Source organism: Serratia sp. OS31 (genome assembly GCF_014164835.1).
GTDB classification, from domain to species: domain Bacteria; phylum Pseudomonadota; class Gammaproteobacteria; order Enterobacterales; family Enterobacteriaceae; genus Serratia; species Serratia liquefaciens_A.
Genome location: NZ_JACJFQ010000002.1, coordinates 148,486 through 172,053, shown reverse-complemented (window position 1 = coordinate 172,053; position 23,568 = coordinate 148,486). Strand labels below are relative to the sequence as shown.

23 protein-coding genes are annotated in these 23,568 nt (G+C 57.9%); 15 read left to right on the top strand and 8 right to left on the bottom strand.

What is annotated here, in order from left to right; genetic code table 11:
* Positions 1–58: 58 nt before the first annotated feature.
* The 3 genes from H5P17_RS03110 to H5P17_RS03100 all read left to right on the top strand — a co-directional run bounded on the left by H5P17_RS03110 (position 59) and on the right by H5P17_RS03100 (position 2,761).
* Complete coding sequence (locus H5P17_RS03110; RefSeq protein ID WP_370570023.1) at positions 59–1,546, top strand: MFS transporter; 1,488 nt, start codon at positions 59–61, stop codon at positions 1,544–1,546.
* Positions 1,547–1,670: 124 nt separating this feature from the next.
* Positions 1,671–2,240 (top strand): helix-turn-helix domain-containing protein, encoded by a 570-nt coding sequence (locus tag H5P17_RS03105; protein ID WP_182821190.1) that lies wholly within the window; start codon positions 1,671–1,673, stop codon positions 2,238–2,240.
* A gap of 2 nt (positions 2,241–2,242) precedes the next feature.
* Positions 2,243–2,761, top strand: a complete 519-nt coding sequence (locus H5P17_RS03100) for a GNAT family N-acetyltransferase (protein WP_182821188.1) — start codon at positions 2,243–2,245, stop codon at positions 2,759–2,761.
* A 100-nt stretch (positions 2,762–2,861) separates the two neighbouring features.
* Here the strand turns inward: H5P17_RS03100 and H5P17_RS03095 are convergent, their stop codons facing one another.
* From H5P17_RS03095 to ompC, 3 genes are all read right to left on the bottom strand, one after another.
* Positions 2,862–3,680, bottom strand: coding sequence for a 5'-nucleotidase, lipoprotein e(P4) family (locus tag H5P17_RS03095; protein ID WP_370570022.1), 819 nt, complete (start codon positions 3,678–3,680; stop codon positions 2,862–2,864).
* A 33-nt stretch (positions 3,681–3,713) separates the two neighbouring features.
* Positions 3,714–4,562, bottom strand: coding sequence for a GNAT family N-acetyltransferase (locus H5P17_RS03090; protein ID WP_182821185.1), 849 nt, complete (start codon positions 4,560–4,562; stop codon positions 3,714–3,716).
* Between the two features lie 209 nt (positions 4,563–4,771).
* Complete coding sequence (gene ompC, locus H5P17_RS03085; RefSeq protein ID WP_044549180.1) at positions 4,772–5,869, bottom strand: porin OmpC; 1,098 nt, start codon at positions 5,867–5,869, stop codon at positions 4,772–4,774.
* 380 nt (positions 5,870–6,249) lie between these two features.
* On the opposite strand from ompC, the gene H5P17_RS03080 reads away from it, so the two are divergent.
* The 3 genes from H5P17_RS03080 to dinG all read left to right on the top strand — a co-directional run bounded on the left by H5P17_RS03080 (position 6,250) and on the right by dinG (position 9,219).
* Positions 6,250–6,567, top strand: coding sequence for a carboxymuconolactone decarboxylase family protein (locus tag H5P17_RS03080; protein ID WP_044549181.1), 318 nt, complete (start codon positions 6,250–6,252; stop codon positions 6,565–6,567).
* Between the two features lie 4 nt (positions 6,568–6,571).
* Positions 6,572–6,958, top strand: coding sequence for a tautomerase family protein (locus H5P17_RS03075; RefSeq protein WP_044549183.1), 387 nt, complete (start codon positions 6,572–6,574; stop codon positions 6,956–6,958).
* 62 nt (positions 6,959–7,020) lie between these two features.
* Positions 7,021–9,219: an ATP-dependent DNA helicase DinG gene (gene dinG / locus H5P17_RS03070; protein ID WP_182821183.1), complete on the top strand. Its 2,199-nt coding sequence runs from the start codon at positions 7,021–7,023 to the stop codon at positions 9,217–9,219.
* Here dinG and H5P17_RS03065 read toward each other — a convergent pair whose 3' ends face one another.
* Positions 9,220–9,654: an Lrp/AsnC family transcriptional regulator gene (locus tag H5P17_RS03065; protein ID WP_044549187.1), complete on the bottom strand. Its 435-nt coding sequence runs from the start codon at positions 9,652–9,654 to the stop codon at positions 9,220–9,222.
* Between the two features lie 136 nt (positions 9,655–9,790).
* On the opposite strand from H5P17_RS03065, the gene H5P17_RS03060 reads away from it, so the two are divergent.
* Complete coding sequence (locus tag H5P17_RS03060) at positions 9,791–10,705, top strand: DMT family transporter (RefSeq protein WP_182821181.1); 915 nt, start codon at positions 9,791–9,793, stop codon at positions 10,703–10,705.
* Here H5P17_RS03060 and H5P17_RS03055 read toward each other — a convergent pair.
* Positions 10,664–12,016: an MFS transporter gene (locus H5P17_RS03055; RefSeq protein ID WP_182821179.1), complete on the bottom strand. Its 1,353-nt coding sequence runs from the start codon at positions 12,014–12,016 to the stop codon at positions 10,664–10,666. The genes H5P17_RS03060 and H5P17_RS03055 overlap by 42 nt on opposite strands.
* Positions 12,017–12,128: 112 nt before the next feature.
* Between H5P17_RS03055 and H5P17_RS03050 the strand changes: the two genes are divergently transcribed.
* Both H5P17_RS03050 and H5P17_RS03045 read left to right on the top strand, forming a co-directional pair.
* Positions 12,129–13,043 (top strand): LysR family transcriptional regulator, encoded by a 915-nt coding sequence (locus H5P17_RS03050; RefSeq protein WP_182821177.1) that lies wholly within the window; start codon positions 12,129–12,131, stop codon positions 13,041–13,043.
* A gap of 73 nt (positions 13,044–13,116) precedes the next feature.
* The gene (locus H5P17_RS03045) at positions 13,117–13,746 is read left to right on the top strand and encodes a LysE family translocator (RefSeq protein WP_116690910.1); all 630 of its coding nucleotides are present in this window, start codon (positions 13,117–13,119) and stop codon (positions 13,744–13,746) included.
* Positions 13,747–13,748: 2 nt separating this feature from the next.
* On the opposite strand, the gene H5P17_RS03040 is transcribed toward H5P17_RS03045, so the two are convergent.
* Complete coding sequence (locus tag H5P17_RS03040; RefSeq protein WP_182821176.1) at positions 13,749–14,585, bottom strand: helix-turn-helix transcriptional regulator; 837 nt, start codon at positions 14,583–14,585, stop codon at positions 13,749–13,751.
* A 100-nt stretch (positions 14,586–14,685) separates the two neighbouring features.
* On the opposite strand from H5P17_RS03040, the gene H5P17_RS03035 reads away from it, so the two are divergent.
* Genes H5P17_RS03035 through H5P17_RS03020 form a run of 4 tightly spaced genes read left to right on the top strand, consistent with a single transcriptional unit; the run spans position 14,686 to position 19,708 of the window.
* On the top strand, positions 14,686–16,110 hold the full coding sequence (locus H5P17_RS03035) for an MFS transporter (RefSeq protein WP_044549197.1): 1,425 nt from the start codon (positions 14,686–14,688) through the stop codon (positions 16,108–16,110).
* A 60-nt stretch (positions 16,111–16,170) separates the two neighbouring features.
* On the top strand, positions 16,171–16,803 hold the full coding sequence (locus H5P17_RS03030) for an FMN-binding negative transcriptional regulator (protein ID WP_182821174.1): 633 nt from the start codon (positions 16,171–16,173) through the stop codon (positions 16,801–16,803).
* A 39-nt stretch (positions 16,804–16,842) separates the two neighbouring features.
* The gene (gene ybiB, locus H5P17_RS03025; protein ID WP_182821172.1) at positions 16,843–17,802 is read left to right on the top strand and encodes a DNA-binding protein YbiB; all 960 of its coding nucleotides are present in this window, start codon (positions 16,843–16,845) and stop codon (positions 17,800–17,802) included.
* Between the two features lie 49 nt (positions 17,803–17,851).
* Positions 17,852–19,708: a M3 family metallopeptidase gene (locus H5P17_RS03020; protein WP_182821170.1), complete on the top strand. Its 1,857-nt coding sequence runs from the start codon at positions 17,852–17,854 to the stop codon at positions 19,706–19,708.
* Between the two features lie 62 nt (positions 19,709–19,770).
* Here the strand turns inward: H5P17_RS03020 and H5P17_RS03015 are convergent, their stop codons facing one another.
* The gene (locus H5P17_RS03015) at positions 19,771–20,031 is read right to left on the bottom strand and encodes a YdgH/BhsA/McbA-like domain containing protein (protein WP_182821168.1); all 261 of its coding nucleotides are present in this window, start codon (positions 20,029–20,031) and stop codon (positions 19,771–19,773) included.
* A gap of 164 nt (positions 20,032–20,195) precedes the next feature.
* The gene (locus H5P17_RS03010; protein ID WP_182821166.1) at positions 20,196–20,834 is read right to left on the bottom strand and encodes a flavin reductase family protein; all 639 of its coding nucleotides are present in this window, start codon (positions 20,832–20,834) and stop codon (positions 20,196–20,198) included.
* 119 nt (positions 20,835–20,953) lie between these two features.
* Here H5P17_RS03010 and rlmF point away from each other — a divergent pair, with 119 nt between their 5' ends.
* Together rlmF and H5P17_RS03000 are read left to right on the top strand one after the other, a co-directional pair.
* Positions 20,954–21,919, top strand: a complete 966-nt coding sequence (rlmF, locus tag H5P17_RS03005; protein WP_182821164.1) for a 23S rRNA (adenine(1618)-N(6))-methyltransferase RlmF — start codon at positions 20,954–20,956, stop codon at positions 21,917–21,919.
* 305 nt (positions 21,920–22,224) lie between these two features.
* Positions 22,225–23,529: a PAS domain-containing methyl-accepting chemotaxis protein gene (locus H5P17_RS03000; protein ID WP_182821163.1), complete on the top strand. Its 1,305-nt coding sequence runs from the start codon at positions 22,225–22,227 to the stop codon at positions 23,527–23,529.
* The last annotated feature ends 39 nt before the right edge of the window (positions 23,530–23,568 follow it).

Genomic DNA, 23,568 nt, shown 5'->3' with positions numbered 1-23,568 from the left:
ATTTAACGCAATATCACTACTAACTCAATGCCCTTCCTCTGAAAACAGGACGACAACCGTGATAACCAACGATGATAGCCGCTGGGCCGACTTATTTTCCGGCAAAAATGGCGCCAGTGCGATCGCGCTCTCACTCGGCGTAGCACTGCATGCGATCAATATTCTGGTCGCCACCACCATTCTGCCCTCGGTGGTGCAGGATATTGGCGGCCTGAATCTGTATGCGTGGAACACCACGCTGTTTGTGGTGGCGTCGATTCTGGGGTCGGCGCTATCTGCGCGCCTGCTCAGTGGTTACGGCGCCCGCAGTGCTTATCTGGTGGCGTCGCTGTTCTTTATTGCCGGGGCAATGCTGTGTGCGATGGCACCGTCGATGCCGGTGATGCTGATAGGTCGCACCGTGCAGGGGTTCGGCGGCGGGCTGATTTTCGCGCTTTCGTACGCCATGATCAACCTGGTGTTTGAGCAAAAACTGTGGCCGCGTGCGATGGCGCTGATTTCGGCGATGTGGGGTATAGCGACCCTGGTTGGCCCGGCGGTGGGCGGCATTTTTGCCGAACTGGACGCCTGGCGCTGGGCCTTTGGCATCCTGTTGCCGATCATGGTGTTGTACGCCGGGTTCACCTTCCTGATCTTGCCGAAAGGTAAACCTCAGCAACAGGCTGCACCGCTGCCGGTTGCCCAGTTGCTGCTGCTGGCGGTGGCGGTGCTGGTGGTCTCCGCCGGCAGTCTGGCCGACAGCGCCTGGATCAATTTGGGCGGTATTGCATTGGCCGTGCTGATGATGATTTGGTTGATACGGCGTGAAGCGCATTCCCGCGCCCGTTTGTTACCCCAGGGCGCCCTGCGCCGCGGTTCCCCTCTGGCTTCGCTGTATATCACCGTGTCGCTACTGGTCGTGGGCATGACCAGCGAAATCTTCGTGCCTTACTTCCTGCAAACGCTGCACGGCCAGTCACCGCTGATTTCCGGCTATATCGCCGCCACCATGGCGGCGGGCTGGACGCTGTCGGAGATCCTCAGTTCGGGCTGGCGCAGTGCGGGTATCCGTCGGGCCATTATCAGCGGGCCGCTGTTTGTGTTGGTCGGGCTATTGGCCCTGGGGGTTTTGATGCCAATGCCTTCCGGTGGGCACTGGTCAGCATTGACGCCGATTGTCGTTGCCCTGACCCTGGTGGGATTTGGCATCGGCTTCGGTTGGCCGCATCTGCTGACGCGTATTCTGCAAGTCTCGCCAGAGGCGGATAAGGATATTGCCGGCGCGTCGATCACTACGGTGCAACTGTTTGCCACCGCGTTCGGTGCCGCGTTGGCAGGGATGATAGCCAATCTGGCCGGACTGAACGTGCCGGGCGGAGCTCCGGGGGCCGCTTCTGCCGCGCGCTGGCTGTTCCTGCTGTTTGCCCTGGCGCCGCTGCTGGCGGTCTTCAGTGCCTGGCGCTGTGCGGCGATTACTCCCCCTGCTGTGGCAACCGGCGATGCCGAAGCCGTGCCGGCATTGGCGCTCTCTGTCACCCCGGTGAACGAATGTGTTCGTCCTGAATAAGGCAGAGGCCGCCTGCTGGTTTTTATAACTTCGCAGGATTTGCTTTAAAATCTGATTGACGAATCCCGTATTTGAGATTATTTCTCTTATATGGGATTTTTTTCATGTCAGGGCCAGAGAGATCATGGATAACGTAGTGGATAACGCCGACCTTCGGTTGGCGCAGCGGCTGTCTGATTTACGCCAGCAGCAGGGCTGGTCACTGGAAGCGCTGGCGCTGCAAACCGGCATCAGCCGGGCAACGCTATCGCGAGTAGAGCGCGCGGAAACCAGCCCTACCGCCTCGTTGTTGAACAAACTGTGCGCGGCGTATGGGCTGACCATGTCACGGCTGCTGAGTGAGGTTGAGGACGAGCCGCCAGAGTTGCTGCACCGCGACCAGCAGACGGTGTGGGTTGATCGCGCCAGCGGCTTTCATCGTCGTTCGGTATCGCCGCCCGCCGCCCTCTATAAGGCGGAATTTATCGAGGGCACGCTGGAGGCCGGCGCGGTGATCGCTTATGACGCTCCTTCGATACACGCGCTTGAGCACCATTTATGGCTGTTGGAAGGCCGGCTTGAATTGACGCTGGAGGCGCGAACTTTTCAGCTCGAGCCGGGTGACTGCCTGCGTTACCGCTTGTTCGGCGCTTCAAGGTTTCATGCACCCGGCCCCGAGCCGGCTCATTACACCCTCGTTATCTGCAGGCCCTGATCATGATTGAGATACAGCAATTGAACGTCGATGCGGTACAAAGTGCGATCCCTGAATTGGCGGCGATGCTGCATGCCAGCGTCTCACAGGGGGCGAGCATCGGTTTTGTCATGCCGTTTAGCCTTGAGCAGGCGCAGGCGTTCTGGCAGCGTCTATTGCCGGCGATTGAACGTGAAGAAAGGCTGCTGCTGGTGGCTCGAGATGACGGACGGGTGGTCGGTACGGTGCAACTGCTGCTGGATATGCCGGACAATGGCCGTCACCGGGCGGAGGTGGTGAAGTTGATGGTACATCCGCAAGCCCGCCGCCGGGGCATTGCGCGCAGCCTGATGTTGCAGGTGCAGCAACTGGCGGTTGAGCATCGACGGCATTTACTGGTGCTGGATACCCTGACCGGCGACACGGCGGAAGGCCTGTATCGTCTGCTGGGCTTTCAACTGGCGGGGAGCATTCCGCAATACGCTCGCGCCAGCAATGGCGGTGCGCTGGATGCCACCAGCTATATGTATAAATTGCTGTAATTTTCCCCGTCGTCTTTCAAGTGTTATCGCCTAAGGGGGCGAACGTATCGCCCCCATAATCAGAACGCAGCCTGCGCCGCCCCTGCAAGGCTTCAGGAAGTTACTGTCCGTTCCAGGCCTTGATAGCCCGTTGGCGAATCTGCAGCTTTCGCTCTGGCGTCAGCTTGTTATAGTCCTGCGCCATGCCGCTTTCCCAATCGCCGTACAGCGGGTTTGGCAACACGATAAACTCGGTGCCGAATTTGCTTTGGTTGTCGGCGACGAACGCCCGCCGCTGCGCGTTATCTTTGTGGTAGGTCGCGGCGCCGAAGTCGTTCAGGTTGTCACCGGCGTAAACCACGATGTCGTAACCTGCATTTTTGATCGCGTCGAAGCGAGCCTGCTTGTTGGAGGTATCACCGCTTAACAGTACGGTTTTTTCCGACATGCCGGTGAAGCCCAATTTTTGCATATTGGCCAGCGTGGCGGCGTATTCAGACTGTTTGCGGTTGGAGACGTAAAACATGGTGCCCTGATGGCTGTTGACGTAGCGGGCAAACTGCACGGCGCCTGGCACCGCGCCGGCCTGTTGCGCCTGTGACCACTTCGCCCAGGTGGCGGCGGCGAAAGGTTGGCCCTGCTGCGCCTGCCAGCCGGAATAAGGGCTGTTGTCCAGCATGGTTTCGTCCAAGTCCACGACCACGGCCTTCTTCTTGCCCGGCGCAGCCTTGGCCTGATCGAAGGCTAGCCTGGCGCTGTTGAAGGCCTGGTGCGTCAGCGCCTGATATTCGCCGGATTGCTGGAACCAGTTCAGCGCCAGCACGGATTGGTCAGCCAACTGCTGTTGGGCCTGGCGATCGGTCTTTGCTGGCTGCACGCAGCCGGTCAGGGTCACCAGCGCAATGCCAATTGCCGCGCCGAGGGCCATTTTTTGTCTCATTATTCCTGCCATAAATGAATCACTCTCTGGTTGTTATTGTGGTGTGTTCAAGGTCATCGTCATTTCAAACTGGCGCAGCGCGTCCTGCTGCCAGCCGAGTCGGTCGAAGAAGGGGGCCGCCACTTCAGGAACGTAAACGTTGGCTACCAGCGGTAACGGCGCAAACTTCGCCTGTAGTGCGGCCAGCATGGTGCGGGCATGGCCTTGGCTGCGGTGCTGCGGCGGCACGTAGATCATGCGCAAAAAGCACTTGTCGGCGCCCAACTGCACCACTGCATAGGCCTGGTGGCCAAGGCTGAAAGCATGGGGTTTGCCGGGCAGTTTGAACAACGACTCCGGCGCGATCAGCCAGGGCAGGTCGGTGGCACCCTCGGCAATCAGGCGGTGAGAGACGAACAGCGGATCGATCTCTTGCAGCTGCGCAACCTCGGCAAGTACCGGCATCTCTGCCTGATGCCCGGTCAGCGTGCGGACAATTTGCAACCCGGCCTGATGGTAGAGCGCCAGCGCGGGCTCGTTCCCTTCAATCACTTCCAATGAAAATTGGCGATCGCCGCGCTGATGCGCGTCGGCAACAAGACGTTTCATTAACGCTTTTCCCAACCCTTTGCCGCGCATTTCCGGGCGGATGGACAGCGCCGATATGCGGCTGTGCAAGCCACGGCGGCTGATCAGCGCCAGCGCTACCGGTTGCTGCTGATGGGTAACGACAATGCTGTCGTTCAGGCTGAGGTCTTCGGCACCAAAACGGCGAGCGAAGGTTTCACCGTCAATCACAAAACGCACAATGTAGTTTTCAAAACAGTGGCAAAGGATCTGCGCCAGCTCGTCGCTGCTGTAGCGCAGGGCGCTTTGATATTCGAAGCGTTCATCGGTGTGCATAAGCTTTCCCTGTCTAAGGAGGAAGTTATACATCTAGACCCGATTGTTTTGTAAGGCAAGTTTCCGCGTGCGGTTACGGGACACCTGGCGGAAAATAGGCAGGAAAAAGTGGTAAAAGGCACCTATGAAAAAACCGGGCGTTGCCGCCCGGCGAAGTGACTCTGGGTATAAAGTGAAGCTAAGGTTTGCAGTGGTGGTTATTCATCACATCAGAACTGGTAGGTCAGCGCGACGGCAATCACGTTGTCGTCTTTCAGACCCAGCTTGTTATCGCTGTCGAGTTGGTTGATTTTATAATCGACATAGGTCGACATGTTCTTGTTGAAATAGTAGTAAGCGCCAACATCGATATATTTCACCAGGTCGGCGTCGCCGATGCCTTCAATATCTTTGCCCTTCTGCTGAACATAACCCAGCGATGGACGCAGACCGAAGTCGAACTGGTATTGCGCGACCAATTCCAGACCTTCCGCCTTATTGGCAAAGCCGCTTACGGAAGTGGAATTATTGTTGATGGTGGCGGTGCCGGAGATTGGCGCGATATTACGGCTTTGCGAATAGGTCGCTGCCAGGTAAACATCGTTGTTGTCGTATTTCAGACCGCCGGCCCAAATGTCGGCTTTGTCGCCTTTACCGAAGGTGCCCGCTTTTTGGCTGGCGGTACGGTTGGAAGAGGCATAGGCAGCGCCCACGCTCAGACCGTCGATGATCTCGTAGCTGGAAGACAGGCCCCAACCGTCGCCGTTCGCTTTGCTGCTGGAGCGACCGTCGTTTTCATTTTTGCCCTGGTACTGTACCGCGAACTTCAGACCCTCGACCAGGCCGAAGAAGTCATTGTTACGGTAGGTGGCTACGCCGTTGGTACGGCCGTTCATAAAGTTGTCGGTTTTGACGTAGGCGTCATCACCGAACTCAGGCAGCATATCCGTCCAGGCGCCCACGTCATAGATAATGCCGTAGTTGCGACCGTAGTCGAATGAACCGATATCCTTATATTTCAGACCGGCGAAGCCCAAACGGGTTTTGGTATCTTTCGTGCCGTCAGATTCAGAATGGTTGGCTGCGATCTGATATTCCCACTGGCCATAACCAGTCAGCATATCGTTAATTTGAGTAGCGCCTTTAAAACCAATACGCACATAGGTTTTATCGCCATCGTTGCCGGTATCGTCAGAGAAGTAATGCATTGCTTTTACGCGGCCGTAAAAATCAAGTTTGTTGCCGTCTTTATTGTAGATTTCTGCTGCCTGTGCTGCCTGCGCAATTAAAAGTGCCGGAATAATAACGGCCAGAAGATTACGTTTCATGATTTACCCTGCTTTATTCGATTGAAAGACGCTTATCATCAGTAGTACTGCTGTTTCACTGTGCCGCCTGTTTGTTTGCAGCGAGGATTTTTTACCGTAGTTATGTGATCTATTTATGACAAAATATTCATTTCCATGTCGAACGATTAAAAATCTCGCGGAAAACGTCTATTTCTTCTACGGCCGCCTAAAATTCCCCGTAATGCCCATCAGGTAGCTGCCAAAAATCATGCGCGAGATTTATGCGTTGACGGCTTCCGTCTTTGCATCAGGAGGGCTGATTGTCCTGTTTATGTGAATGGTTAATGTTAAAAATCCCGATTTTCACCCATGCGGGTTGAGGGTAGCGTAGAGCTTCCCTTAAGCAGCAGGAGTGCAAGATGCAACCTTCCCAACAGGCTGGCCAGCAGGCGTTTGGTGACATTGCCCCCAAGTTGGCGCAGCTCAGCGACAGCGTATTATTCGACGACGTATGGCAGCGTCCGGGGCTCACGCCGCGCGAGCGCAGTCTGATCACCGTGGCGGCGCTGGTGGCGCTCAACCGCGTGGAGCAGATGCCGTTTCACCTGCAACTGGCCGAACGCAATGGCGTGAGCTTTGAGCAGCTCGCCGAGGCGATCACCCATCTGGCGTTTTATGCCGGTTGGCCAGCGGCGGCCTCTGCCGTGGCGCGTCTGCGCGAATTGAAACAGGAGTAGTCCCATGCCATTCAGCCGTATCGCCTTGCATCAGGGCAAGTCAGCTCAATACCTGAAAACCCTGTCAGACAGCCTGCACCAGGCGCTGGTCGACACCTTCAACGTGCCGCCGGCCGACAAGTTTCAGGCCATTGATCAATACCGTCCCGGCGAGCTGATTTACGATCCCGATTATCTCGGCGGCCCGCGTTCGGCGGATTATGTGCTGTTTTACATCACCATTGGCCGCCCGCGCGATACCGTCACCAAGCAGCGTTTTTATCAGCGGTTGGCGGCATTGCTGGAAGAAAACCTGCAGTTGAGCCCGCAAGATGTGATGGTGGTGATCGCCACCACCCAGCAGGATGAGTGGTCGTTCAGTGCGGGTCGCGCCTCAATGATCGAAGGCTAGGCTGACGCAGCCGACGGTCTGTGGGACAATAGCGCCATCATTTCGTTGAGATACAGAGTTGAATGGCGCTCTCCCCCGCAGTTAAAGATCAGATTGGTCAGTGGTACAAAGCCCTGCAGCAACAAATACCGGATTTTATTTCCCGTGCACCGCAACGGCAGATGATCGCCGAAGTCGCGAAAACCCTGGCCGGAGATTATCCGCGTCACCTGGCGATCGAGGCCCCGACCGGCGTGGGCAAAACCCTGTCGTACCTGATCCCCGGGATCGCCGTAGGCCGCGCGGAGAGCAAACCCCTGGTGGTCAGTACCGCCAACGTGGCGTTGCAGGATCAGATCTACAGCAAGGATTTACCGCTGCTGAAGAAGATCATTCCCGATCTGAAATTCACCGGCGCCTTCGGTCGCGGGCGCTATGTTTGCCCGCGCAACCTGGCGGCGTTGAGCACTGACGTCAGCGAGCAGGGCGATCTGACGCTGTTCCTGGATGACGAACTGGCCCCTTCCAGCGGGGAAGAGCAGGCGCTGTGTCAGCAACTTAGCAAAGCGCTCAGCCGCCATGAGTGGGATGGGCTGCGCGATCATTATCAACGGACGATTGACGATCCGCTGTGGATCAAACTGAGCACCGACAAGGCCAACTGCCTGGGGCGCAACTGCCATTACATCCGCGAATGCCCGTTTTATATTGCCCGCAAAGAGATTGAAACCGCCGACGTGGTGGTGGCTAACCATGCCCTGGTGATGGCGGCGTTGGAAACGGAATCGGTGTTGCCGAACCCGAAAGAGCTGTTGCTGGTGCTGGACGAAGGCCATCATCTGCCGGAAGTGGCACGCGATGCGCTGGAGATTGACGGCGAAATCACCGCGTTGTCGACCAATCTGCAACTGGACATGATCGTGCGTCAGGTTGAACAGTGCATGACGCAATATCGCCCGAAGAGCCCGCCAGGGCTGACCAACGACGAACGTTTGAAAAACCATTGTGAAGAGATGCGCGAACTGATCCAGATTTTCGAGCATCAGGTCAGTGCCTATCTGCCGACCGACACCGTGATTGCCGAACACCGGTTCGAAATGGGCGAGCTGCCTGCGGAGATGGTGGAAACCAGCGCACGCTTGTTCAAGCTGACCGACGCGTTGCGTGGGGTGGCGGAATTTATCCTCAACGATCTCAGCGAGCAAACCGGAAAGCACGACATCGTGCGGCTGCACCGTTCAATCATTCAGATGAGCCGCACCCTGGGCTACCTGGAAGCGATGAGCAAACTGTGGCGGCTGGCGGCGCTGGACAAGTCTTCCAATGCGCCGATCTCCAAATGGGTCACGCGCGATTTGCGCGATAACGTGACGCACCTGTATTTGCACTGCGTAGGCATTCGCGTGAGCGACCAGCTCGAAAAGCTGTTGTGGCGCAAGGTGCCGCATGTGGTCGTCACGTCTGCGACCCTGCGTTCGTTGAACAGCTTTGCGCGCCTGCAGGAAATGAGCGGGCTGAGTGAGAAAGCCGGCGATCGTTTCGAAACCCTGTCTTCGCCGTTTAACCACGTTGAGCAGGGCAAAATTGTCATCCCGAACATGCGTTTCGAGCCGGCGATGGCCAACGAAGCTGAGCATCTGGAAGAAATGGCGCGCTTTTTCCGCGCCGAACAGGCCAGCGGCAAGCACAAGGGCATGCTGATCCTGTTCAGCAGTCATCGGGCGATGCAGACCTTCCTCAGCTACGTGACCGATTTGCGCCTGATGTTGTTGGTGCAGGGCGATCAACCGCGTTATCGCCTGGTGGAAGAGCACCGCAAGCGGGTCGAAAAAGGCACTGCCAGCGTGCTGATCGGTCTGCAGTCATTCGCTGAAGGATTGGATCTGAAAGGGGAATTGCTGACCCAGGTCCATATTCACAAGATCGCTTTTCCGCCGATCGACAGCCCGGTGATCCTGACCGAGGGCGAGTGGCTGAAGTCGCTGAAGCGATATCCCTTTGAGGTACAGAGTTTGCCGAGCGCCTCGTTCAACCTGATCCAGCAGGTAGGCCGACTGATCCGCAGCAATGAATGCCACGGCGAGATCGTGATTTACGATCGCCGGCTGCTGACCAAAAGCTACGGCTCGCGCCTGCTGGCGGCATTGCCGGTGTTCCCCATCGAACAGCGTGAGGTGCCTGAAGCCGACAAGGCGCACCAGGCGGCCCTCAAATCCGCGGCCGATGCAGAGAAGAAAGCCAAGAAGCGCAAGAGCTCGTTCGCCCGCAAACGTACCCGCTAGTCACAGCAGCGGTGGCAGGCGACGCTTCACCGGCGTAGTTTTCACGATAGAAGTGTTGCTTTGCGCGCGCTCGGCCAGCCGATCGAGGATCTGGTCGAGCTGCTCCATCGAATGCGCCACCAGGCGCACGATAAAACAGTCTTCACCGGTCACCTTGTCGCACTCAACCACCTCCGGGATCTCCTGGATCATTTGCTCGACCTTTTTCAGCATGCCCGGCAGCGGTTTGATGCGCACCAGCGACTGAAAAGCGTAGCCCAATGCCTGCAAATTGACGTTCAGGGTGTAGCCCTGGATCACGCCGTTCTCTTCCAGCCGCCGCAGCCGCTCCGACGTACTGGGTGACGACAACCCAACGCTGGCGCTGAGGGTTTTCAGCGACATTCGCGCATCCTCTGCCAGCAGGTTCAGGATTTGACGATCGATAGCGTCCATAGTCTCCCCATTAGGTTTTTTTAAACTAATACCTTAATTAAAAAGGAAGTTAAGCATTATTGCCTTTTTTATGCCATAGAAACCGGCGCGGGAAAGCTGCAAGCTAAGTGCATAGGCTTACCGTGAGGAAACCAAGATGAATGCAGAGATAAAACGCGGCTCGCTGGAGATGATCGCCGCGATGCTGATTTCCGGTACCATCGGCTGGTTTGTGCTGATGTCCGGCCAGCCGGTGATCAACGTGGTGTTCTGGCGCTGTGCGGTGGGGGCGCTGGTGCTGCTGGCCATTTGTGCTGCGCTGGGGCAGCTGCGACGCGACAGCCTGACGCGTACTACGTTGCTGGTGGCAATCGCCGGCGGCGTAGCGCTGGTGATCAATTGGCTGTTGTTGTTTGCTGCCTATTCCTATGCGTCGATCTCCATCGCTACGGCGGTGTATAACACGCAGCCGTTCATGCTGGTGGCGCTGGGGGCGCTGTTTCTCGGCGAGAAGTTGACCCTGCGTAAGCTGTTTTGGCTGGCATTGGCGTTTATCGGCATGACGCTGGTGGTGTTGGCGCAGCCCAAGCAGGCCGGTGGACAGAACAACTACCTGATGGGCATTTTGTTGTCGCTGGGCGCGGCATTTTTTTACGCGCTGATGGCGCTGGCCGCCAAACGGCTGAAAGGGACGCCACCGCACCTGATCGCCTTGATCCAGGTAACGGTCGGCGCGGTGATGCTGTTGCCGATGGTAGATTTCCACGCGCGGGCCAATGCCGGACAGTGGGGCATGCTAGTGACGGTGGGCGTATTGCACACCGGGATCATGTATGTGTTGCTGTATGGCGCGATCCAAAAGTTGCCGACCAATCTGATCGGCTCGCTGTCGTTTATTTATCCGATCGCCGCCATGCTGGTGGATCGCCTGGCGTTCGGTCACCGGCTGGTGGCGCTGCAGTTTGCCGGCGCGGCCCTCATTCTGCTGGCGGCGGCGGGCATGAATCTGCTGGGGGAGCGCCGCGTTAGGCTAGTGGCTGCGCCAGGCGGCAAGCAGGCCTCCGAACAGTGACAGCGCCAACAGCAACAGCATCACCGGCGTGTAGCCATAGCTCGGGTAAACCAGGGTCGCCACCGCCAGGCCAACGGCACCGCCGAGATTGTGCAGTGTCCAGGTGATGCCTAACGCGCCGCCGCTTTGCGACTTGCTGACGCTGTTGAGCGTCGCCAACACCAGCGGGCCGAGAATGCAGCCCCAGCCCAGTCCCATCAGGGCGAAGGCCCCGAGCAGCAGCGGCAGCGGGCTGTCGACGCTAAACCGGCTTTGCAGGGCCGCAGAGCCGGCAAGGGCGATAAAACCCAGGAGCAGCGCCGCGCGCGGGCCGGATTTATCCACCCATCTGCCGACCCAGGGCGAGAGGGCTGCCATGACCGCGGTGGTCGGCAACAACAATAGCCCCAGCATCGTTCCCTGGTAGTGGCGGGTATTTTCCAGGTAAATCGGCATGAGAAAGAAAGCGGCACAGTAGAAAAAGGCCAATAGCGCGCTCATCAGACAAACGCGCAAAAAGGCGGGACGCCGCAGCAAAACCAGCGGTACCAGCGGCGAATGTGCCCGTCGTTCAACCGGCAGTAGCAGGCCGAGCGCGGCGAGCGCCAGTGCAGCCATTAACCCGGTTTTTGCGCTCAGCCATCCCCATTGGCTGCCCTGACTAATGGCCAGCAGCAGCCCGGCAACGCCGATCACCAACAGCAATAAACCGGGGATATCCAGCCTGCTGCCTTGTTGGGCGCGAGACTCTCGAACGGTTCCCAGACAGAAGGCGAAACTCAGCGCAATCAGCGGCACGTTCAACAGAAACACCCAGCGCCAGCCCAGGGAACCGACCAACAGGCCACCGGCCACCGGGCCGATCGCCAGACCCAGGCCGTTGACCGCCAGTAAAATGCCGATTGCACGACCGCGCTGCTGCGGCGGCCAGGCATCGGCGACAATGGCCGTAGTGGCGGTGTACAGTACCGCGCAGGCGGCGCCCTGCACAAAACGCCAGACGTTGAGCAGCTCAATACTGCCTGAGAGCCCGGCGCCCAACGACGCGGCGGCGAACGTCAGCATTCCGCAGTACAACACCCGACGACGGCCATACAGATCCGCCAGCCGCCCGGCGCTGACCATAAAGGCGCACAGTGCCATCACGAACAACGTCATCACCCATTGTACGCTGCTCAGGCTGGCGGCCAGCTCACGCTGGATCGCGGGGATGGCGGTATTGACGATGGTGAAATCGATACAGCCCAAAAAGCTGGCGATACTGATGCCAATCAGCAGACGCCATAGTTGGGGTGTGCCGCTGTCGGTCAGAATTTCACTGCGTTCGCTCATAGGGGTTTCCTGGCAGAGAAGAGTGCGTCCAGTTTACTCAGCGAAGGCGGTAGCCAGTGGCGTTGTTTCATCGTTTAATAGGCGAATTAATATCGCCAATAGGGCAGGCCTGATGATTTCCAGCGAACGATTACATGCAATCCGCGCCTTTGTGCAGGCGGTGCAGGCCGGTGGTTTTAGCCGTGCCGCCGAGCAACTGGGCCTTTCGCGTTCAACGGTGGGTAAAGCCGTGGCTCGGTTGGAACAGCGGCTGCAGGTGCGGTTGTTCCAACGCACCACGCGCAGCCTGTCGCTGACCGATGAAGGGCAGTTGTTCTATGACGATTGCCTGAAGGCGCTGGCGGCACTGGAAGCGGCGGAAAATCAGCTGGCGGTTCGGGCCCAAACGCCGGAGGGACGACTGCGGGTATCGCTGCCGGTGCTGTTCGGCCAAAAGTGGGTGATGCCGCCGCTGTTGGCATTGGCGGACCGTTACCCGAAATTGCACATCGAAGCGTTGTTTTCCAACCGTGCGGCAGATTTGGCGGAAGAGGGGATCGATTTGGCAGTGCGTATCGGTTCGCCGGGTGATGCCGCGGCCATCACCGCCCGGCAACTGGGTGAGCAGCGGCAAATACTCTGTGCTGAACCGGGTTATCTGACACGACAGGGGGAACCGAGCACGCTAGCAGAACTGTTGCAGCATCAGGCGATTGGCTTACTGCGTGATGGGCGTAGCCAGCCGTGGCATTTGTTGGATGAACAGGGGAAATCTCAGCGACTGTTGCCACCGGCCCGTTTGAGATTGGGCAATATGGAGGCGGTGCTGGGGGCTGCCTGCGCCGGTCAGGGGGTTGCCATGCTGCCGCGTTGGCTGGCGCATGATGCGCTGACGGCCGGGACGTTGCGTGAGGTTTTACCCGGCAGCTGCGGTGCGGGGCTGGCGATTAACGTGGTCTGGCTAAAAGGGACCGGCATGCCGTTACGGGTGAGGGTCGCCATTGATGCCCTGCTGGCGGCCTTCACTCCCCAAGCGCCGTGGCAATGATTTGGCGCTGGTAAACGCCGGTGGCGCGGCTATGATAAAGCCTGCTTCCCACCATGCTGCGTACGGGTGACTTATGATCGATGCTTCCACCATTTTGCTGTTTTCCGGGGCCTGTCTGGCGCTGACGGTGACCCCTGGGCCGGATATGTTGCTGATTGCCTCGCGCAGCGTTAGCCAGGGGCGCCGTGCCGGTTTCGCGTCACTGGCGGGGATCCAACTGGGTACCTATTGCCACGCGCTGGCGGCGGCGTTAGGCCTGTCGCAACTGTTTGTCGCGGTCCCGCTGGCCTATGATGCGGTGCGCATGTTGGGGGCAGCCTATTTACTGTATCTGGCGTGGAAAACGCTGCGATCCGGCAGCAGTTTGCAGGCTTCTGCGGGGTTGGCGGCGGTACCGGCTGCACGCATTTTCCGGCAGGGATTATTCACCAACATTCTTAACCCAAAAATGGCGCTGTTCGTTTTAGCGCTGTTCCCACAGTTTATCGATCCACACGCCGGTTCGCTGGTGGTACAAATGCTGTTGCTGGCGACGGTGTTAAATCTGGTGGGGTTGGTGATTAACGGTGGGTTGATCCTGGCGGTCAGCGGCATGAAAAACCGTTTTGTCGGCCGCCGCTTCAGTGCGCGCTGGCCGAATTACCTGTTGAGCGGCGTGTTCGCCGGGCTGGCCTGCAAGCTGATTTTTGACAGCCGCAAATAGCCTTACGCCTGCAAGGCGGCCTCAAAAGCCGCGCTGGCCGGGCATTGCGGCAGCGCGCTGTACATCACCAGCCGCAAATGATTTTCTTCATCGACAATAAACGACGCATGTTCGAAGGTTACCTGGCCGGCGCCCGGCACAATGAACGTGCGTTCTCCCTGGCAGCGACCGTGAATGTCATGCTGTTGCCACAGCTGACGGAACTGAGGCGAAACCTGCTCCAGCGCCTGCACCCGCTGTTGCATGGTGGCGTCTTGTGGCGCACGCGCATAGTCGCGGCGGAAGCTGGCGAGGATTTGCGGTGCCTGCGCTTGCCATTCCACCAGCCGTTGATTGAGTTGGGGATCGGCAAACAGCATCCACAGCATATTGCGCTGATCCGCCGGGCGATCGCCAATCGAGAATAGCCGCTCCGCCGCCGGGTTCCAGGCGATGATGTCCCAGCTCAGATTCATCACGTAAGCCGGGCGCAGTTGCAGATCGTCCAGCAAGCGGCGCACCAGCGGTGAAACCTGACACCACTGATGACCGACCGGTACCGGCGGGCGTTGATGCGCCAGCAAAAACAGATGGTAGCGCCCGGTCGCATCCAGCTTTAATACCCGCGCCAGATTTTCCAGAAAATCGACCGAAACGTTGATTTCCCGCCCCTGTTCCAGCCAGGTGTACCAGGTCAATCCTACGCCTGCCAACGCGGCGACCTCTTCGCGCCTTAACCCCGGCGTACGGCGACGCGTGCCGCTCGGTAAGCCGACGGCCTGCGGTGACAGCTTCTCGCGTTTTTGACGCAGGAAATCCGCCAGATCCTGACGGGTTCGGTTGAGGGTACGCGGTGGCATAGCGGCCGTCCTGTTGCTGTTAGTAATAGTATAACTGGCTATATAGTAACAGTTTAAGACATGTTCCATACTGCTGCCATCGCAATCTTTGGAGGCAGGTATGGAACAGTCATTAACACAAGGTAATCGTCGTCTGGTGGGGTTGCCGGTGTTGCTGTTAGGCGGTTTTGTGACGGTGTTTGACCTGTTTGTGGTGAACGTCGCGGCACCGGTGATCCAGCAGCAGTTCTCGGCCGACTTTGCCGGCGTGGGGTTGATCATTGCCGGATATGAGTTGGCATTCGGCGTGTTGTTGATTGCCGGTGGACGTCTTGGCGATCGCTTCGGGCGACAGCGTATGTTTAGCCTCGGCATGCTGGGGTTTACGCTGACGTCGGCGCTGTGCGGGATGGCCACGTCACTGAGCATGCTGATCGTTGCGCGTTTTCTTCAGGGCGCGGCGGCAGCACTGCTGTTTCCGCAGATATATGCGTTGATGCGCGTATTGTACAGTCCACATCAGCGGCGACGAGCCTTTGCCTGGCTGGGAATGACGCTGGGGCTGGCGGCGATTTTCGGCCAGATATTCGGCGGCTTTATTATTGAAGCCGACATTTTCGGCAGCGGCTGGCGCATGATTTTTCTGATCAATCTGCCGGTTGGCGTGCTGGCGATGCTGGCGGCGCGTCGCATCCCCGAGTCACGTCTTGAACAAGCACAGCGGCTGGACGGCATGGGCTTGCTGTTGGCGGCGGCCGGTTTGCTGTTGCTGTTAGTCCCCTTGTTGGAAGGGCCGTCGCGCGGCTGGCCCTGGTGGGTGTTACCTGCGTTGGCTTGCGGACTTGGCATACTGTGGGCTTTTATTCGCTGGGAGCGGCGTCTGGCGCAGCGTTCTGGGGATGCGGTCCTGGATCCTGCGCTGTTGCGGCAGGGTAGTTTTGCCCCTGGGGTGGCCGTGGTGTTGGCGATTTACTCGACCGCTTCTTCATTCTTTCTGTGTTTTGCCCTGCTGCTGCAAGCGGGAATAGGCCTGACGCCGTTTCAGGCCGGTAGCCTGTTTGCCCCCGCCAGCGCGGCATTTATGTTGGCCTCATTCCTGGCACCGGGGTTGGTGCAACGCTGGGGTAACGGCGTGCTGGCGCTGGGCGTAGCGGTCTATGCCGCTGGAATGGCGCTGCTGGTGGTGCAGGTGCAGTGGGGCGCGGCATTGCAGCAACCGCTGTGGTTGCTGCCGGGGTTGGTGATCCTGGGCTTCGGCCAGGCGCTGAGCATGACGCCTTTGCTTAATCTGGTGCTCGGGTTGGCGAAAGAACAGCAGGCCGGCATGGCCGCCGGAGTGATTTCTACCGTGCAGCAGGTAGGTGGGGCGTTGGGGATTGCCGCCAGCGGCGCGTTTTTTGTCCCCCTGCTGGCGGGCGGTGCTGGTGCAGAACGTTACGGACAGGCGTTTGCCGGCGCGATGGTTTACAACCTGCTGGCGATGGCCGTTGCCTTCGGCTTGCTAAGGTGGATCATCCAAAAACAACGCAAACTGGCCCTTCAGTAAACCCATGGCGGGTGTTATTGCTATTTACCGCCAACCGTAAATCCCCAAGGAGCCAAGGTAATGTATCTGCCCGCCTCATTCCGTGAAGACCAACTGGACGCTCAAATTGCGCTGGTGCGCGCTAACCCGCTCGGCATGTTAATCAGCCAGGGGGAGCAGGGCCTGGTGGCGGATCCGCTGCCTTTTTTAATCGATGCCGATGAGCAGGGCAACGTCCTGCTGCGGGCGCATTTGTCCCGTGCCAATTCCCATTGGCGGCTGTTGCAGGCCGTCAGTGAGTGCCTGGTGATTTTTCAGGGAAGTGACGGATATATTTCCCCTGGTTGGTATGAGACCAAACGCCGGAGCGGCAAAGTGGTACCCACCTGGAATTACAGCGTGGTACAGCTGCGCGGTACGCCACGGGTAACGCAAGATGCAAGTTGGCTGCGGCAACAGCTGGAAGGTTTAACTGCGCTTCAGGAGGGGCGTCAGCCTGAACCCTGGCGAATAGAGGATGCTCCGGCCCAATATATTGCCGGACAGATCCAGGGCATTGTCGGCATCGAGATAGCCGTAACCGAACGTTTGGGCAAATGGAAAATGAGCCAAAACCGCAGTGCCGAAGACGCTGATGGGGTGATTGCCGGGCTGCGGGCCGGTGATTTGGGCCAGCAGCAACTGGCGGATGAGGTTGAGCGTCGACGCGGATAGGGTATGCTGATCCCAGATTGGATCAGGGGACAGCAGACGATGGATTACACCAAAATTATCAAAGAAATCGGCCGTGGCAAAAACCATGCGCGCGATCTGGATCGGGAAACCGCTTTCCAGCTCTATCAAAAGATGCTGGCCGGTGAGGTGGGCGAACTGGCGTTGGGCGGTATTCTGATCGCCCTGCGGATTAAAGGCGAAGCCGAAGAGGAAATGCTTGGTTTTTATCAGGCGATGCAGCAACAGGTGATGCGTTTGCAGGCGCCAAAGGGACGACCGATGCCGGTGGTGCTGCCAAGCTATAACGGCGCACGCAAGCAGGCGAACCTGACACCGCTGTTGGCGTTGTTGCTGACGCGCGTCGGGTTGCCGGTAGTGGTGCACGGCGTGCTGGACGACAGTACCCGGGTCACCAGCGCGGAAACTTTTCAGGCGCTGGGCCTGCCCTGGTCGCAAGACGCTGCCCATGCTCAACAGCGTTTGGATAACGGCGAAACGGTGTTTATCCCTGTCTCGGCGCTGTCAGCCCCTCTGGATCTGCAACTTGGCCTGCGCTGGCGCATGGGGGTACGTAACAGCGCCCATACGCTGGCCAAACTGGCAACGCCGTTTGGTGAACAGGATGTGTTGCGCATCGCCAGCGTGTCGCATCCGGAGTATGTCGGTCGGGTGGCTTCTTTCTTCCGCCAAATCGGCGCCCGTGGCTTGCTGATGCACGGCACCGAAGGGGAAGCGTACGCCAATCCTCAGCGCTGCCCGCAGATCCATTACATCGTTAACGGCGAGCAGCAAGTGTTGCTGGAGCGTCCGGAGCAGGATCCCACGCCGGAGCTGCCGGCGGCCAAGGATGCGGAAACCACCGCGCGTTGGACTGAGCGTTGCCTGGCGGGAGAGGTGGCGATCCCGCTGGCGATCCAACGTCAGATTGCCTGCTGCCTGTTGGCAGCCGGTGAAGTCGACACACTGGAACAGGGACTTGAACGTTTACACAGCGCGTAAAACCCTTGGCTATACTGGAATATTTCGCTAATCGGCTGAAAGGATGGTTATGCAACAGGCTCTCGATTACTTCAATCAATTGAATCAGGACTATCTTGAGGTGCACCGCACCAAAGAAGATTTGTTTTGGCAGAACTATATGGGCATTGGCGGTGAGGGCGTTTCGGCCCGCTTCTCGGCGGCGGAAAGCGCCTATAAACGTTTTATTGCCGAGCCGCGTCGCTTGGCGGAGATCCGCCAATTGCTGGCCGGGCTGGAGGCCCTGCCGCAGGATGCTCAGCGAGATGCGCTGCAGCACGGGCTGAACGGTTGGCTGCGCTTTTTTGATTGCAACGCGATTGAAGATGCCGAAGCTCAAACGCTGTTGGATCAAATCATCAGCGCAGAGGCGGATCTTTATACCCGCCGCAAGGCTAACCCGGTCAGCCACCTGAACGCCGCCGGGCAGCGGGTAAATGCCTCGCTCGGCGAGCTGTTGACCAATCAGGCGACCAATGAAAATGAAGAGTATCGCCGCAGCTCGCAGAACGCATTGCGTGAACTGGAGCAGTGGCTGTTGCATAACGGCCTGCCGGAGCTGATTAGCCTGCGGAACCGTTTTGCTCGCCAGATGGGCTTTCGTAACTATTTTGACTACAAGGTGAACAAAACCGAGCGTATGACGCCGGAACAGCTGTTCGCCATCCTTGATCGCTTCGAGCAGCAAACTCGCGAAGCCAATTCACGCAGCCTGCAGCAGCTGGCGGCGGAGAAAGGCGAACAGGCGCTGGAGCCCTGGAACGTGCGTTTTGCCAGCGCCGGTGATGTGACCCGCCAACTGGATCCTTACTTCCCGTTTGCACAGTCGCTGGAGCGTTGGATCAACAGCTTTAAACGGTTGCATATCGGGTTTCGCGGTGCGCAGATGGATCTTGACCTGCTGGTGCGCGAGGGCAAGTATGAAAACGGGTTTATGCATGGGCCAGTGCCGCCGTTTATCCAGCAGGGTAAATGGCTACCGGCACGCATTAACTTTACCAGCCTGGCGCAGCCGGATCAGGTCGGCAGCGGGGCTCATGGTTTAAATACCTTGTTCCACGAAGGCGGTCACGCCGCGCACTTTGCCAATATTTGCCAGAATGCGCCCTGTTTTTCGCAGGAATTCCCACCGACGTCCATGGCCTATGCCGAAACCCAGTCGATGTTCTGTGACAGCCTGCTGGACGACGCCGATTGGTTGAAACGCTATGCGAAAAACGCGGCCGGCGAGCCGGTGCCGGATAGCTTGATTGAGGCCAGCCTTGCTGCGCGTCAGCCGATGCGTGCGTTCAACGAACGTCATATTTTGCTGGTACCTTACTTTGAGTGGGCGTTGTATCAGTGGGATGACGAACAGCGCACCCCGGAAGCGATAACCGCACTGGCACGTGAAGTTGAGCAAAAAATATTGGGCATCAGCGGCAGCCCGCGGCCGACGCTGGCAATCCCGCATTTGCTGTCGCTGGAATCGGCCTGCTCGTATCAGGGTTATCTGCTGGCGCTGATGGCGGTTGAGCAGACGCGACACTTCTTCTTGCAGCGCGACGGTTACCTTACCGATAACCCGGCAATTGGTCCGGATCTGGCGCGTCATTACTGGCTGCCGGGTAACGGTGTCAGCCACGACGACACGTTGCGCAGCTTGACCGGTGAAGGTTTCAACCCGGACTATCTGGCGCAGGCTTGCAACCAGACCGTGGCGCAGGCCTGGCAGGCTGCACAGCAAACCATAGCGGCTGCGGTTGCCCGGCCACAGCCGGCGGCAGACTTCGATTTGGCGGCACATATCCGCGTGGTGGATGGCGATCGCGTGCTGGCCGATAACGCCGAAGGCGATGAAAAGATGTGCCGTGATTTCGCCGCGGCGATTAATGCCCGCCTGAATTAAATAGCCATAAAAAAGCCCGCCGATAGCGCGTATCGGCGGGCTTTTTCATTGTAATCCGTTAATTACTTGTAGATTACCGCGGTGCCGTGCATCAGGTTGTTGCCGCCAGCGGAGGTAATGGTGAACGCTTTGGCACCGGCCGCATCGGCTTTGGCGGACAGTTGCGCTTTCAGGCTGCTCAGGTCGGTCGCGCCACTGGCAGAGATCACACCGGCCTTCTCAAACTGGGTGGCATCTTGTGCGCTGACGTAGTCGGCAGCAAAAGAAGTGAAAGAGACGGCGCTCAGAGCGATAACAGCAGCAAAAGTTTTGATGTTTTTCATGATGGTCATTCCTGTCTGGTTTTAAGGGAGAAAGGCGTTTGCCTTTCGATGGAGTGATTATTGCGCAGCGACAGGAAGGATGAAATCGGAGAGTATTGATAATATTATTCAATTTATTTGATTATTAATTAAGCCCTTCCTCCAACGAGAGAAAGGGCCGTTTATTATCGCTTTTGCGCGTCCGGGCGAACCAGATCGAAACGGTGTTGCTCCGAAATGCCATAGTAGGCGGTGGGCCCACCGGCCCGCAGGATAGGTTCGGCAGCTGCGGTCTGATAAACGCCGTGTTGGTCCAGCAGTGACGAATCTATATGTACTGCGACCACTTCCCCCAGCACCAGCCAGGTATCCACCTTTTTCCCCGCGGCGCTTTGCAACTGAATGCACTGCGACAGGCGGCATTCAAAGTTCACCGGGCTTTCCGCCACCCTTTCCGCTTTTACCCGACGGCTGGGCAGCGGTGTCACGCCGGCAAAGGCAAATTCATCTTCACCGCGGGCCAGGCTGGCCGAGCTGTTGTTCATGGCATCGGCCAGCGGGCGCGTCGCCAGATTCCAGACAAACTCCCCGGTCTCGACGATGTTTGCCACGCTGTCTTTCCAACCGCTGCTGGCGAAACCGATGATCGGCGGGCGGTAGTTGAAGCAGTTGAAAAAGCTGTAGGGGGCCAGGTTGCGCTGGCCGGTCGCGCTGACCGATGAGATCCACCCGATGGGGCGTGGGCCGATGATGGCGTTCAGGGGATCGTGCGGCAGACCATGACCTGTAGCGGGTTCGTAGTAATAACGGGGCTGACTGCTCATAAGTGACCTGGGGTGGCTAAACAGAACTTTTATTCTGACGGGTTTCCCGTCGGCTGCAAGTTTACCGCTGCTTTATGGTATCTTACGCGCCAGAAATACCTTTAAGAGAGCCCGTCACGGTGGAAAAAAAGAAAACCTTCCCGCAGCAGAAAAGCGGCCTGCACCCGCGTAACCGTCATCGCTCGCGCTATGATTTCCCGGCGCTGATCGCCAGTTGCCCTGCGCTGGAGCCGTTCGTCAAGCCGAATGCCTGGGGCGATATTTCGGTAGATTTTGCCGATCCGGCGGCGGTTAAAATGCTCAACCGTGCGTTGCTGCAACATTTTTATGGTATCGAACATTGGGATATTCCCGCCGACTACCTGTGCCCGCCGATCCCAGGGCGCGCCGACTATTTGCATCACCTGGCCGACTTGTTGGCGACCAGCAACGGCGGCGAGATCCCCCGGGGCAAAGGCGTGGCAATCCTCGACGTGGGCATTGGCGCCAACTGCATTTATCCGATCGTAGGCCTGCGTGAATACGGCTGGCGCTTTACCGGTTCGGAGATCGACCCGGTGTCGCTCAATTCGGCCAAAATGATTGTCGAGATGAACCCGATGCTGAGAAACAGCGTGCGGTTACGTCTGCAAAAACAGCCTGAGTTTATCTTTAACGGCATCATTGGCGTGGCGGAGAAGTTCGATGCCACGTTGTGTAACCCCCCGTTCCACGGTTCAGAGCAGGAAGCGCAGGCCAGTACCCGCCGCAAACTGCATAAGCTGGGCAAGGGTGAGGTGGCGGATAAGCCAGTACAGAACTTTGGCGGCAAAAATAACGAGCTGTGGTGTGAGGGCGGTGAAGAAGCCTTCGTGCGTAAAATGGTAGAGGAAAGCGTGAGTAAGGCGCAAAACTGCCTGTGGTTCACCTCGCTTATCTCCAAGAACACCACTTTGCCGTCGATTTACCACGCGTTGAAGCTGGCGGGGGCTGCCGAAGTGCGCACCATTGAGATGGCGCAGGGGCAAAAAATCAGCCGTTTTGTAGCCTGGACCTTCCACGACGCGGAACAGCAGGCTGCCTGGGCGGCAGAACGCTGGCGTTAATTCCCCCTGGGTGCCGGTTATTTAGCCGGCACCCATAAATCTTCGCGTTTCCCTTTCAATTTCCGCATGTTGCGTTATTCTCAATACGTCTTCCAATACTAAAAATCTTAAATAAGTTATTTATTCAAAACACAATAGTTACCTTACTTAATTGATATTTTAATCCGGTGAGTTTTACCTGCCAGGAGAATAAGGCCTGCCTGTTTCTCTGGGTGATGCACGTTTGCGTGTGGGCGCTGCGTGCAGAAAAAATAAAATGAAAAGCACTTGTCTGCTAAATCATCTGCCAGAAGGATTTTAACCCTATGCTGTTACGATTCAGTCAGTTAAATACCCACAGCCGTGCCGAGTTGAGCGCGATAGAAAATGCCGTTGCCATGATCGTATTCAAACCCGATGGCACCGTGCTGCGCGCTAACGATTTATTTCTAAAAACGATGGGATTTCAACGACAGGAAGTTATAGGCCAGCATCACCGCCTCTTTTGTTCCCCGGAATATGTCGCCAGCCCGGCATACCGAAAACACTGGGATATGTTAAATAATGGCCAATCCATTACCGATAATATAAAACGCATTCGCAAAGACGGAGAGGCCGTGTGGCTGCAGGGTACCTATACTCCGGTCATGAATAAACAGGGGCGGGTGGTGGAGATCGTCAAGATCGCCAGCGTTGTGACGGAACGCGTCATCCAGGCACAGGAGCATCGGAGCCTGCTGTCGGCGCTAAACCGTTCGATGGCAATGATCACCTTTGACGCGCAGGGCAAGATCCTTGCCGCCAACGACAATATGCTGAAATTGATGGGGTACCGAATCGAGGAGGCGCGTGGACAAGCGCATGCGGTGCTCTGCCTACCCGAGTTTGCCCACTCTGACGATTACCGCCAGCACTGGCGACGTCTCGCACGCGGTGAGTTTATCACCGGGCGTTTTGAACGGGTGAGCCGACGCGGAGAGCGGGTATGGCTGGAGGCCAGTTACAACCCGATCATCGACGATGACGGACAGGTGGTGAAGGTGGTGAAAATCGCTCAGGACATCACCCAACAGATGATCCAGCAGCAGCACGAAGAAGAAATGGTACGTAATGCGCACCATCTATCATTGGATACCGACAGAACTGCGGCGCAGGGAGCGGTGATCGTTCAGCAGGCCGTGGCGGGCATGCAACAGGTTGAAGCAGCTGCGCGCGATACTTCCGCGGTGGTTAGTGAACTGGGCATTGGTTCACAGCAGATAGGTACCATGGTGGAGGCCATCCGCAAAATCGCCTCTCAAACCAACCTGTTGGCGATTAACGCTTCGATTGAGGCTGCACATGCGGGCGAGCACGGGAGAGGATTTGCCGTTGTCGCTAACGAAGTGCGAACCCTGGCGGAGCAGTCTCGTCAGGCGGCGACCGAGATTGAGCGCATCACTCAAGCCATTCAGCAGGGGGTAGCGGCGGCCATCGCCGGGATGGCCGTCTGTGTGGAACAGGCTGGCGGTGGCGTGGCGTTGACGCACGATGCCGGGGAAGTGATTAATCGGGTGAACGTTGGTATGCAGGATGTGGTGAAACTGATGCAGACGTTTACCACGGTGCAACAGGGGGAAACCGCCCATTGAGGCAACAGGCGCTAGCTGGCAATGGGCAGGTTAGCGCCT

Coding starts and splice junctions, on each gene's coding strand:
- H5P17_RS03095 (WP_370570022.1), bottom strand. CDS start 3,680: ATGAGACAAAAAATGGCCCTCGGCGCGGCAATTGGCATTGCGCTGGTG.
- H5P17_RS03030 (WP_182821174.1), top strand. CDS start 16,171: ATGTATCTGCCCGCCTCATTCCGTGAAGACCAACTGGACGCTCAAATT.
- H5P17_RS03000 (WP_182821163.1), top strand. CDS start 22,225: ATGCTGTTACGATTCAGTCAGTTAAATACCCACAGCCGTGCCGAGTTG.
- ybiB (WP_182821172.1), top strand. CDS start 16,843: ATGGATTACACCAAAATTATCAAAGAAATCGGCCGTGGCAAAAACCAT.
- H5P17_RS03105 (WP_182821190.1), top strand. CDS start 1,671: ATGGATAACGTAGTGGATAACGCCGACCTTCGGTTGGCGCAGCGGCTG.
- H5P17_RS03010 (WP_182821166.1), bottom strand. CDS start 20,834: ATGAGCAGTCAGCCCCGTTATTACTACGAACCCGCTACAGGTCATGGT.
- H5P17_RS03035 (WP_044549197.1), top strand. CDS start 14,686: ATGGAACAGTCATTAACACAAGGTAATCGTCGTCTGGTGGGGTTGCCG.
- H5P17_RS03045 (WP_116690910.1), top strand. CDS start 13,117: ATGATCGATGCTTCCACCATTTTGCTGTTTTCCGGGGCCTGTCTGGCG.
- H5P17_RS03020 (WP_182821170.1), top strand. CDS start 17,852: ATGCAACAGGCTCTCGATTACTTCAATCAATTGAATCAGGACTATCTT.
- H5P17_RS03065 (WP_044549187.1), bottom strand. CDS start 9,654: ATGGACGCTATCGATCGTCAAATCCTGAACCTGCTGGCAGAGGATGCG.
- H5P17_RS03050 (WP_182821177.1), top strand. CDS start 12,129: ATGATTTCCAGCGAACGATTACATGCAATCCGCGCCTTTGTGCAGGCG.
- H5P17_RS03015 (WP_182821168.1), bottom strand. CDS start 20,031: ATGAAAAACATCAAAACTTTTGCTGCTGTTATCGCTCTGAGCGCCGTC.
- H5P17_RS03080 (WP_044549181.1), top strand. CDS start 6,250: ATGCAACCTTCCCAACAGGCTGGCCAGCAGGCGTTTGGTGACATTGCC.
- ompC (WP_044549180.1), bottom strand. CDS start 5,869: ATGAAACGTAATCTTCTGGCCGTTATTATTCCGGCACTTTTAATTGCG.
- H5P17_RS03040 (WP_182821176.1), bottom strand. CDS start 14,585: ATGCCACCGCGTACCCTCAACCGAACCCGTCAGGATCTGGCGGATTTC.
- dinG (WP_182821183.1), top strand. CDS start 7,021: ATGGCGCTCTCCCCCGCAGTTAAAGATCAGATTGGTCAGTGGTACAAA.
- H5P17_RS03100 (WP_182821188.1), top strand. CDS start 2,243: ATGATTGAGATACAGCAATTGAACGTCGATGCGGTACAAAGTGCGATC.
- H5P17_RS03090 (WP_182821185.1), bottom strand. CDS start 4,562: ATGCACACCGATGAACGCTTCGAATATCAAAGCGCCCTGCGCTACAGC.
- H5P17_RS03075 (WP_044549183.1), top strand. CDS start 6,572: ATGCCATTCAGCCGTATCGCCTTGCATCAGGGCAAGTCAGCTCAATAC.
- H5P17_RS03060 (WP_182821181.1), top strand. CDS start 9,791: ATGAATGCAGAGATAAAACGCGGCTCGCTGGAGATGATCGCCGCGATG.
- H5P17_RS03055 (WP_182821179.1), bottom strand. CDS start 12,016: ATGAGCGAACGCAGTGAAATTCTGACCGACAGCGGCACACCCCAACTA.